General features: G+C 70.0%; 6 protein-coding genes. 5 read left to right on the plus strand and 1 reads right to left on the minus strand.

Translation table 11 applies throughout. The annotated features are described in order from the left end of the window. A partial coding sequence (locus QHF83_RS51775; RefSeq protein ID WP_282425593.1) for an AAA family ATPase occupies positions 1-5,528 on the minus strand: 5,528 nt, incomplete at its 3' end. Between the two features lie 54 nt (positions 5,529-5,582). Between QHF83_RS51775 and QHF83_RS51780 the strand changes: the two genes are divergently transcribed. The 5 genes from QHF83_RS51780 (at position 5,583) to QHF83_RS51800 (ending at position 10,294) form a co-directional block, all read left to right on the plus strand. Beyond that, on the plus strand, positions 5,583-5,753 hold the full coding sequence (locus tag QHF83_RS51780) for a hypothetical protein (RefSeq protein WP_282425594.1): 171 nt from the start codon (positions 5,583-5,585) through the stop codon (positions 5,751-5,753). Positions 5,754-5,812: 59 nt separating this feature from the next. Beyond that, positions 5,813-6,514: a hypothetical protein gene (locus QHF83_RS51785; protein WP_282425595.1), complete on the plus strand. Its 702-nt coding sequence runs from the start codon at positions 5,813-5,815 to the stop codon at positions 6,512-6,514. Between the two features lie 333 nt (positions 6,515-6,847). Next, positions 6,848-7,816, plus strand: coding sequence for an ornithine cyclodeaminase family protein (locus QHF83_RS51790; protein ID WP_282425596.1), 969 nt, complete (start codon positions 6,848-6,850; stop codon positions 7,814-7,816). 59 nt (positions 7,817-7,875) lie between these two features. Next, entirely contained in the window at positions 7,876-8,580 is a 705-nt protein-coding gene (locus tag QHF83_RS51795) for an NAD(P)H-dependent oxidoreductase (protein ID WP_282425597.1), read from the plus strand. 52 nt (positions 8,581-8,632) lie between these two features. Continuing rightward, positions 8,633-10,294, plus strand: a complete 1,662-nt coding sequence (locus QHF83_RS51800; protein WP_282425598.1) for a protein kinase — start codon at positions 8,633-8,635, stop codon at positions 10,292-10,294. Positions 10,295-10,571 lie beyond the last annotated feature (277 nt).

Below are 10,571 nucleotides of genomic sequence, written 5' to 3' on the forward strand. Positions count from 1 at the left end.
GTCGAGAGCGGCAGCTCGACACAGAAGGTCGAGCCCCGGCCGACCTCGCTCGACAAGCGAATTCGGCCGCCGTGCGCCTCGACGATGGTGCGGGTGATGTAGAGACCGAGCCCGAGCCCCCCGTAATGCTGCGACGAGACGCCGCGGCGAAATCGTTCGAAGAGCTGCGCCTGCACCTCGGCCGGGATCCCGATCCCGCGGTCCGTCACCGCGAGCCGTGCGACCCGATCTTCTCCGGTGATGGTGATGTCGATCGGCTGGCGTTCTCCGAACTTGATTGCGTTGGTGAGGAGGTTGGTCACGACCTGCTCCAGGCGGTGCGGGTCCCACTGGCCGATGACCGGCTGCTCCGCGCGCACGGCAAGCGCGCTGCCTGACTGCGCGATCTGATCGCCGAGGTGGGCGACGACCTCGTCGACGAGCGCGCGCAGCTCGACGGGCACTGTGTGCAGCTCGAGCCTCCCCGCCTGGATCCGGGAGACGTCGAGGAGCATATCGACGAGGTCGCCGAGGCGCTTGGCCTGGCGGTCAGAGAGGGCGGCCGCGGAGCGCACGCGCTCGACGTCCATGCCCCGCGCGAGCCTTTGCTTCAGCGATTGAATGGCGAGCAGCAGGCTGGTGAGCGGGGTGCGGAGCTCGTGCGAGGCAATCGAAAGGAAATCGTCCCGCAGGTGCACGGCCTCCTCCGCTGCCGTGCGCGCGCGCCGCTCGTCCAGGAGCAGCTGATCGCGCTGCTGCTCGGCGCGCACACGCGCGGTGATGTCGCGGAAGCTCCAGACCCGCCCGACCACGCGCCCGCCGAGCCGCTGGGGCTGCGAATAACGCTCGAAGATGCGCCCGTCCGCGAACGGGATGACATCGAAGCTGGACTCCTCGGGCGAGGCATAGAGAGCGCGGATCCTTTGCAGGAACGCCTCGGGATCGAGGAGCTGGTCGCAGACGAACCTACGGAACGTGTCGCCCGACCCGGTGGAGAGGATCTCGTCCGGGATGCGCCACATCGCCGCGAACCTGTGATTCTGACGCACGACGCGCTGCTCGTCGTCGACGACGAGGATGCCGTCCGTCGTCGATTCGAGCGTGGCCTCGAGGAGCGAGTAGGAATAGCGGAGCACCTCCTCGGCGCGCCGTCGCTCCGCGTTCTCCTGCTGCAGATCCGCATAGAGGCGCGCATTCTCGATGGAGTTGGCTGCCTGAGCGGAAAGGAGCCGGATCACCTCGACGCGATCGGGGGTGAAGGCAGAGCGGGTGAGGTCGTTTTCGAGATAGATCACGCCGGCGAGGCGGCCCTTGTAGACGATGGGCGCGGCGAGCGAGGAGCACGGCGCACCGCCGGCGAAGCAGCGATCGCGCCCGAACGGCCCGTCGATCGTGAGGTCGTCGAGCAGGACGGTCTCGCGCGTCCGCGCCACGTACGTAACGACGCTGGCCGGCAGGTCCTGGCGGCCCTCGAGGGGCGCCGCGCCGAGCATGTGGACGGCCGCCTCGCCGGTGCGGTGCTCGGCCTCGACGACGAGCCGTCCGTCACGCAGGAGCAGGAGGACGCCGCGCCGCGCGCCGGCGTTCTCGACCAGGATGCGCATGAGCGCGTCGAGCAGGCGGTCGAGGACGATCTCGCCCGAGATGGCCTGGGAAGCCTTGAGCACCGAGCCGATGTCGAGCGCGGCGCCGGCCTGCGGGCTCCTCTCGCCTCGCAGGCTCTCGCCCGGGACGAGGTCGGGGTAGGAGCGCTCGAGGCGCCGCATCGCCTCGGTCGCGCCCCATCGGCCGTAGGCCCTGTGCGCCTCGGTCAGGTAGGCGCGGGCGATGGTGGTCTTGCCGAGAGCGCGGAACGAGAGGCCGGCGAGCTCGTTGGCGAGCGCCTCGTCGTGGAGGAAGCCGCCGCGCTGCGCGAGGGCGATCGCCTCGTCGTAGCGATCCCCGGCGGCGCGCGCGTCGCCGCGGACGCGCTCGAGCTCGGCGCGGAGCAGGGCGCTGCGGTGCCCGAGGTTCTCCGGGCAGAACTCCGCCCAGCGCGAGAGTTTTTCGGTGCAGACCCCCGCGCGGGCGAGGAAGAGCGCGCGCTCGTCCGGGGAGACCACGTCCGCCGCCTGCGTGAACGCGACGCCGGCGTAGAAATGGAACACGGGAATGCCGAGCCAGCCCGCCGCCGACGCCGGGATCTCGGTGTTCAGCGAGAGCGCGGTGCGCGCCGCTTCCTCGAACGCGCCCTGGAAGACGGCCAAGAGCACGACGTAGAAGTGGGCGTAGAAGAGCGAGGCCTGGTTGTCGATCCGGCGGCACTCCACGATCACCTCGTCGATGTCGATCCACGTTCCCTTGAGCGCGGCCGGGTGCGGGGTCTCGTTCGAGAGCTGGTGCGCGAGCTGTCTGACCGCGCGGACCATCCAGGTGATGGCGTTGAACTCGTCGAGCTCGCATATCCGCTGGTAGCTCCGCGCCTCGGCGATGAGCTCCGAGATCGGGGGACCACGGAGCAGGCTGAGCGTCATGCCACTGACCGTGTTGTAGAACGACCAGATGTACTGGCCTGTCTCCAGCCCGGCGTGCACCCCTGCGAACAGCATCTCCTTGCAGGCGAGATAGCCCTCTCTCCAGTGCTGCACGAAGGCGCCGAAAATGTTGCGGAGCATCGCCTCGGACTTCTTGTCCGGGTAGCGCTCCCAGAGGTCGATGGCAGCGCGGCCGAAGCGGTAGCCGAGCGCGATGTCGCCCCGGGCGCAGAGGACCATCCCGAAGTTGACGCAGCCGAAGACCGAGTTCTTCGACAGTCCGTGGCGCAGCGTGTTCTCGAGGATCTTCGCGACCGTGATGCCGAGGTTGTTCGTGGCCAGGAAGTAGCAGGGGAGAAAGAGCTCCTGGAGCACGTCCTGCATGGCGAGGATCTCCGGATCCGCGAGCGGCGGCAGACCTGGCAGCGCCTCGATCGTCTTTTTCCGGACGAGATCCATCGTCGCCCGGATCTGGGCGTCGAGCGTGGCTTCGTCGGGGAAGGGGGGCAGGTCGATCCCGAACGGGCGCAGGGCGTCGAGCCCCTCCGCGAGCGCGGCGGGCAGGTCGTTCTTGAGCACCTGCACGTTCATCTTGAGCCGCAGCACCTCGGTGCGATCGAGCCGGCTCGCGGCGTGCTCCAGGCAATCGGAGAGGATCGCGAGGGCGTCGTCGTGCCGCCCGCAGAGCGAGAGCATGAGGCCGGTCTTCATCGCGTACCTGAGGCGGAGCGGGTACTGCGACGTCCAGGCGTCCTCCGGGAGGCGCAGGAGGCCGAGCTTCAGGTAGCGCAGGGCGGCGCCGAAGGCGGCCGAGTCCTCGGCGCGGCAGGCGGCCTCGAAGCTCATCCGGGCGAGGCGCAGGCGCTCCGCAGGGTCCGACACGAGGTCGCCCGCGCTGTTCAGGTGGCCGACGACGTCGAAGAGGTTCTGGCTCTCGGAGAGGTCCAGCTTGTCCGCGAGCAGCCGGCCGATCCGGAGGTGGAAGGCGGGCCGGTCCGCCTCCGGGATCATCGCATAGGCGCCCTCCTGGACCTTGTCGTGGGCGAAGCGGTAGTCCTCGCGGCGGGCCATCACGAGCCCCTCGCTCACGGCGGGATCGAGGCGGCCGTACGCGTCTTCCGGCGAGCACTCGCTCACCGTGGCGAGCACGTCGAGCTCGAACCGGTTGCCGATCGCCGCGGCGAGCTTCAGGGCCGCCTGGGTCGTCGCTGGTAGCCGCGCGATGGTGCGCACCATGAGGTCGACGACGTTGTCCGTGTATGCGAGCGCATCGATCTTGGCGAGGTCCCAGCGCCATCCCGACCCGGCTGTGTACGTGAGCACGCCGTGGTCGTGCAGCGACCGGACGAACTGCTTGACGAAGAACGGGTTGCCGCCGGTCTTCTTCAGCACCGCGTCGGCGAGCGGCCCGCAGTCGTCGCGCTTGAGGCTGTCCGAGAGCATCTCGAGCAGGTGCGGGCGCGCGAGCGGGGCGAGGACGATGTCGCGCACGACGAGCCCGGCTTGCTCGAGCTCCTCGATCGCCAGGACGAACGGGTGCCCGGGCGATACCTCGTTGTCGCGGTAAGCGCCGCAGAAGAAGAGCGCATCGAGCGAGTCGTCGGCGAGGAGCGCGCGGAGCAGCCCGAGGCTCGCGGGGTCGATCCACTGCAGATCGTCGAGGAACAGGACGAGCGGGTGCGCGTGCCGCGCGAACACCGAGACGAAGAGCAAGAAGCACCGGTTCAGGCGGTTCTGCGCCTCGACGGGCCCGAGCTCGGGGACGGGCGGCTGCGGGCCGAGCACGTGGGACAGCGAGGGGATGACGTCGCAGATCACCTGCCCGTTCTGGCCGAGCACGTCGAGGAGCAACCTCCGCCACGCCTCGCTCCGCGCCTCGCTCTCGGTGAGGATCTGCCGCACGAGGCCGTCGAACGCCTGGATCACCGCGCTGTAGGGCGTGTCGCGGTTGTACTGGTCGTATTTGCCGCTCGTGAAATAGCCCTTCTGCCGCGCGAGCGGCTTCAGGATCTCGTGAACGAGCGAGGATTTGCCGATGCCCGAGTAGCCGGAGACGAGGACGATCTCGCGGCACCCCGCGAGCGCGCGCTCGAACGCGGCGGTGAGCGCCTCGATGTCATGCTCGCGGCCGTAGAGCTTCTGGTGGATCCGGAAGAGGTCCTGACGATCGCGCTGGCCCGCGACGAAGGGTTCGATCGTCCCCGTGCCGCGCAGGGTTTCACGGCAGCGCTCGAGGTCGGCGAGCAGGCCCTCGGCGCTCTGGTAGCGGTCCTCGGCGTTCTTCGCGAGCAGCTTGAGCACGACGTCGGAGACGGCCTCGGGGATCGTCGGATCGACGCGGGACGGCGGCGCGGGCGCGAGGGCGAGGTGCGCGTGGATGAGCTCCATCGGGTCCAGGACCTCGAAGGGGCGCTGACCCGTGAGCATCTGGTAAAGGATGACGCCGAGCGCGTAGAGGTCGGTCCGGTAGTCGACGCCGCGGTTCATGCGCCCGGTCTGCTCGGGGGAGACATAGGGCAGCACGTCGGCGATCACCGCCGGCTCGTAGAGCCGCTCGTGCGCGCGGGTGATCTCGGCGTCGACGCCGAAGTTCGTGATCTTGACCGCGCCGTGCGCGCCGACGAGCACGTTTTGCGGGCGCAGGTCGCGGTGGACGAGCCCCGCCGCGTGCACCGCGGCGAGGCCTTCGGCGAGCGCGGCCGCGAGATCGAGCGCCTCGCCGACCGGCATCCTGCGTGACGGGCGCGCGGCGAGGATCCGCGCGAGATCGCTGCCCGGGAAGTCCTCGAGGACGACGATCAAGGAGCCGGCGAGCGCCTCGACGCCGCGCAGCGCGACGAGGCGGGGCGAGGCGAGGCGCGCGATGCGCTCGTACTGGTGCTTGAAGCGCGCGACCTCGGCGCCGGTCGATCCTTCCGCGCGCAGGATTTTCAGCAAGACCGGGACGCCGTCGCCCTCGCGGCACGCGCGGTACAGGCTAAAATCGGCGGTTTCCTCGATCTTCTCCCGGAGCGCGTAGCCTCTCCCAACGACCATTGAAGACCTTGCTCACTCGCCCGTACAAGGCGGCGGATACGACATGCTACTTATATGCCGAAGGGTGAGAAATCGGCACCGGAGGTTTGGCTGCGCCACCGGGGGCTTGCGGCCTTCACGAACGCGATCGAGTTCGGGGAACGCCAGCCGATCGACATCACCATCACCGAAGAAGATCGGGCCGCACGGCTCTCGGTGACGGCGCCCGCCGTGAATGCCCCTTGACCTTTTCCCCTCCCTCCGGGTTTCCTTCGAGCCGCACCTTTCTGGAAAGGATCCTCTCGATGGCAACCACCCCCGCATGGAAGCTCCGCCGCCTCGCGACCCGCGCCAAGCGCGTGCAGGAGCGCAGGGCCTCCGAGTCGCCCGTCATTGCCGCGTATGCGACCACCTTGCCCGGCAAGGCCGCCGCATTCATCGCCGCATACGACGCCGCCGCGAAGTACGAAAACACCTGGCGACGTGAAATGAGCGAGGGCAAAGGGGCGGTCGCCACCCTGCTCCGGCGCATCCAGGGCTGGTTGCCCTTGCTCGTGCGCGACGTCCCGGAGTTCGATGCTTCGACCTTCGGCGACAAGCCCGACGTACCCGATGACGTGATCGAGGACGGGGGCCGGCTCGCCGAGGTATTGGAGGAAGCCACCACGGCAGACGGCAAGCCGCTCCCCTACAAGGTCGACGCGCTCGAAGAGCTGATTCCTTCTCTCGAAGCGGCGAACAAGGAATGGTCGGAGGCGGAAGCCGCGGACACGACGTACCAGAAGCTCCTGAAGGAGAGCCGCGCCACGGCGGTCGTGTTCGACAAGGAGCTGCAGACGTTCCGCCGGAGCCTCGCGCATGCCGTGGGGCGAAACGACAAGGATTTTCAGAAGTTGCGCGTCGATCGGGCCTCCCAGAAGGACGACGACGACGACGCGGCGGCGCCCTCGCCGCCCGCGCCCGTCACGCCCGCGGCCGAGGGCGCGGCGCTTCCGACGGGTAGGTAGGCTGCTGGGCGATCGGGGGAGCCGTCCGGAAACCGGTGCGCGGGGTCCGGAAACCGGTGCGCGGGGTCCTTCGGTCGGTCGGCGGGGTCCTTTGCGCGGGGGGCGGGGCCCTTGCGGCGGGGTGGCCTTCGCGGAGGAAGGTCGGCGGGGGCGGTTCGAGCGGGAGGCGCGCCGCTGGCGAAGGGGCGCGGGGTGCTTGCGATCGGGAGGCGGCATCCGTCGCGGCGAGCCCGCGGTGCTTCGTGAGGGCGGGGGGGTCCGGCGTCCCCGCGCAGGGCTCCGGCGGCGGATCGAGCTTTCAAGCAGGCTGCGCGCTATACCGCCGGCCTACCCATGCCTCCGCACGCAACCATCCTTCTCTCGCGCTCCGACGTCCGCTCGCTCCTCTCGATGGAGGCCGCCATCGCCGCGGTCGAGGCCGCCTTCGCCGCGCATGGCGAAGGCCGCGCGCTCATGCCGCCGAAGGTCTACCTCGAGCTCGACGCCTACCACGGCGACCTGCGCGCCATGCCCGCGTACGTGGACGGCGCAGCGGGCGTCAAGTGGGTCAACTCCCACCCGGAGAACCCCGCGCGCTTCGATCTGCCCGCCGTCATGGGCATGTACATCCTCACCGATCCCGCGACGGCGCTGCCCCTCGCCGTGATGGATGCCACGCTCCTCACGGCCGTGCGCACCGGCGCCGCCGCCGCGATCGCCTCGAAGCACCTCGCCCCGCGCCCCCCGAAGACCGTCGGGTTCGTCGGCTGCGGCGTGCAGGCGCGCACGCTGCTCGAGGCGCATCGCGCGGTCTACGGCGACACGTTCGAGGTCCTCTGCGCCGACGTCTCCGAGCACGCCGCGCGCGCTTTCGCCGAAGAGGCGCGCGGCCGCGTCGTCTCCCTCGAAGAGGCCTCGGGCGCGGACGTGGTGAACGCCTCGACGCCGGCGCGCGCGCCCGTCGTGAAGCGCGCGTGGGTCAAGGAAGGCGCGCACGTGAATGCCATCGGCGCGGATGCGCACGGCAAGCAGGAGCTCGATCCCGCGATCCTCGTCGAGGGCCGCGTCGTCATCGACGACTGGGAGCAGGCCACGCACAGCGGCGAGGTGAACGTCCCCCTGGAAACGGGCCTGCTCCGCCGCGAGCAGATCCACGCGACGCTCGGCGAGGTCCTGGCGGGCAAGCGCCCTGGACGCGAGGGCGCGCGGATCACGGTGTTCGATTCGACCGGGCTCGCCGTGCAAGACGTCGCGCTCGCGCGGGTCGTGCATGCGGCCGCGCGTGAACGCGGGGTCGGCACGGGCTTCGACTTCTTCCGCTGATACGATGCGGGTGGCGCCCCCGGGGGGGGACGCCGTCTTTCTTGAAGGAGCGCCACGCCATGAAGGTGTTCATCGTTCACGCGCACCCGGAGCCGAAGAGCTTCAACGCCGCGATGACGCGCCTCGCCGTCGAGACGTTCGAGGGCGGGGGGCATGAGGTCGTCGTGTCGGATCTCTACGCGATGGGCTGGAATCCCGTCTCGGGGCCGCACAACTTCACGAGCCGCAAGGACCCCGACGTCTTCAAGCAGCAGATCGAAGAGGCCCACGCGGTCGAGACGAACGGCTTCGCACCCGCGGTGCAGGCCGAAATGGAAAAGCTCTTCGCCTGCGACGCGCTGATCTTCCAGTTCCCGATGTGGTGGTTCTCGATGCCCGCGATCCTGAAGGGCTGGGTGGATCGCGTGTTCGCCTTCCAGCGCGTCTACGGCGCGGGGCGCTGGTACGATCACGGAACGATGCGCGGCAAGCGCGCGATGGCCTCCATCACCACGGGCGGGCCCGCGACGATGTACGAGGAGACGGGCCTCGCCGGCGACATGAACATGCTGCTCGCGCCCGTCAACCAGGGCGTCTTCCGCTACGTGGGCTTCGACGTGCTGCCGCCCTTCGTCGCCTGGGCACCGGCGCGCAGCACGCAGGAAGATCGCGCGCGCATGCTCGCCGCCTACCGAGAGCGCCTGCTCGCCTGGCACACGACGGCGCCGCTCACGTATCCGCCGCTCTCCGCGTACGATCGGTCGTTCCGGCTCGCGCGTCCCTGAGCTTCCTTTCTGCCGAAGGGCAAGAGATACTCGCCTCCGAGGCGCTCTACCCGTGACGACCGACAAGGCCGAGGACGATCGAAAGCCGGCGGAGGAGGGCGGCGCCGCGGTGGTGACGCCGCCACCGAGCCGCCCCGCGCCGACGATGCGCGCCCGGCCCCTCTCGCCCCGCACCCCGTCGTCGCCCTTCTTCCGCAACGAGGCCCTCCCCGGCGTCGCCCACATCTACGACGGCCCGCCGCCCTCCGTGACCGCGACCCCGGCCGGCGCGGCGCCGCTGCTCTTCGTCTGCGACGAGTGCTGGCGGACTTTTACCGATGGCTCGCAGCTCTCCTGCGCCTGCGAGCGTCCGCGCCCCGCCGAGGGTTGGGCCGCGATGCCGTACGTCTTGCGTGGCCGCTTCCTGTTCGTCGAGCTGCTCGGCCGCGGCGGCATGGGCGCGGTGTTCCGGGCCTACGATCAGGCGTCGAAGGATCGGCCGTGGGTGGCGGTGAAGGTCATCCAGAAGGGCGCGCCGGAGCTCGAGGCGTCGCTCAAGGAGATGTTCCGCCGCGAGGTGGCCGCGGCGCAGATGCTCGCGCAGCACAAGCAGTTCTTCGTGGACGTGCTCGGCTTCGACGATGTCGCGCCGGCCTACCTCGCGCTCGAGTACGTCCCCTGGCAGACGCTCGCCGAGGTGGTGGCCGCGCTGCCCGCGATCGAGCGGCGCCTGCCGCCCGCGCAGGTGGCCCGCATCGGCATCGCCATGCTGCGCGGCGCGGCCAAGATGCATTTTCACCGCATCGTCCACCGCGATCTCACGCCGGCGAACATCTTCGTGCGGTACGTGCCCGAGCGCGAGGGCTACGACGTCAAGATCACCGACCTCGGGCTCTGGGCCTTCGATCAGGTGCAAGGCGAGAGCGATTCGCTTTCGCTCGTGGGCATGCCCGGCACGGCGGGCACGGCCGCATACATGAGCCCGGAGCAGTCGACGGGCGAGAAGGTGGGCGCCGCGTCGGACATGCACGCGATCGGGTCGGTCCTGTGGGAGCTCGCGACGGGGTCGGTCCCGTACCCGGCAGCGACCGACGGGCGCGTGCACGAGATCATCGAGCGGCGCGCGAAGCTCCTGCACGAGCCGCCCGCGCGGCCCGCGTTCATGCCGGAGGGGCTCTACCACGTGCTCATGAAGGCGCTCGCGTTCGAGGCGGAGGAGCGGTTCTCCGCGGCGAACGACATGCGCAAGGCGCTGGAAGCATTCGTCGCGTCCTACCAGCAGGAGCGGCTGCGCGATCTGGAGGACGCGCTTGGCCGGATCGACGGTCTCGCCCGGAAGGTGACGAGCCTGCGCGACAAGATGACCCCGATGCGCGAGGTGCTGGAGCGGCTCTCGCTCCTCGGCGCGATCCTGCGCGAGGCGCAGGAGCAGCGAGGCGAGGCAGAGCCAGCCGTGCTGCGGACGATCGCAGACAACACGGAGACGCAGCTCGACCAGATCACGCGCGAAATCGGCGCACTCGCCGAGTGGCTGCGTGTACTCGGGGAGAAGAAGGATCTCCCGCCAGGGGCAGGGGACAAACCAGGGCGGCGGGAAATCGAGGTCGTCGCCCCGCGCAGCACGCGCGCCGCGCCAAAGCGGCCCGAGGAGGGCCAAGCGCGCCTCGTCTGGGGCATCGCAGTCGCGCTCGTGGTGATCGTGGTGGGGCTGTTCCTGTGGCGGACGTGGGGCTAGGGGACGTCGCGCCGGGGCGCTGCCCCGGACCCCGCGGGGGCTGTCCGCCCCTCGACCCGGACCAGGCACGGCCTGGACCGAGGGTGGAAGAACTGCGCTCCGCGCAGTTCTTCCAACGGGCCGGTGGGAGAGCGTTGCCGCTTGAAACGTCAGCGCAGCTGCCTTGACTGGCAGGGCCTTCGCTGGTCTTGCCTCGGCCTGTTCGATGAACTGCGCATCGCGCAGTTCATCGACCCCGGGTCCAGCGCTTGCGCTGGTCCGGGTCCAGGGGCGGACA

This window comes from Polyangium sp. 15x6 (assembly GCF_029960785.1).
GTDB lineage: Bacteria > Myxococcota_A > Polyangia > Polyangiales > Polyangiaceae > Polyangium.

Bases quoted from the DNA above. Each gene is read 5' to 3' on its own strand.
- QHF83_RS51780 (WP_282425594.1), top strand. From the start codon at position 5,583: ATGCCGAAGGGTGAGAAATCGGCACCGGAGGTTTGGCTGCGCCACCGG.
- QHF83_RS51785 (WP_282425595.1), top strand. From the start codon at position 5,813: ATGGCAACCACCCCCGCATGGAAGCTCCGCCGCCTCGCGACCCGCGCC.
- QHF83_RS51790 (WP_282425596.1), top strand. From the start codon at position 6,848: ATGCCTCCGCACGCAACCATCCTTCTCTCGCGCTCCGACGTCCGCTCG.
- QHF83_RS51795 (WP_282425597.1), top strand. From the start codon at position 7,876: ATGAAGGTGTTCATCGTTCACGCGCACCCGGAGCCGAAGAGCTTCAAC.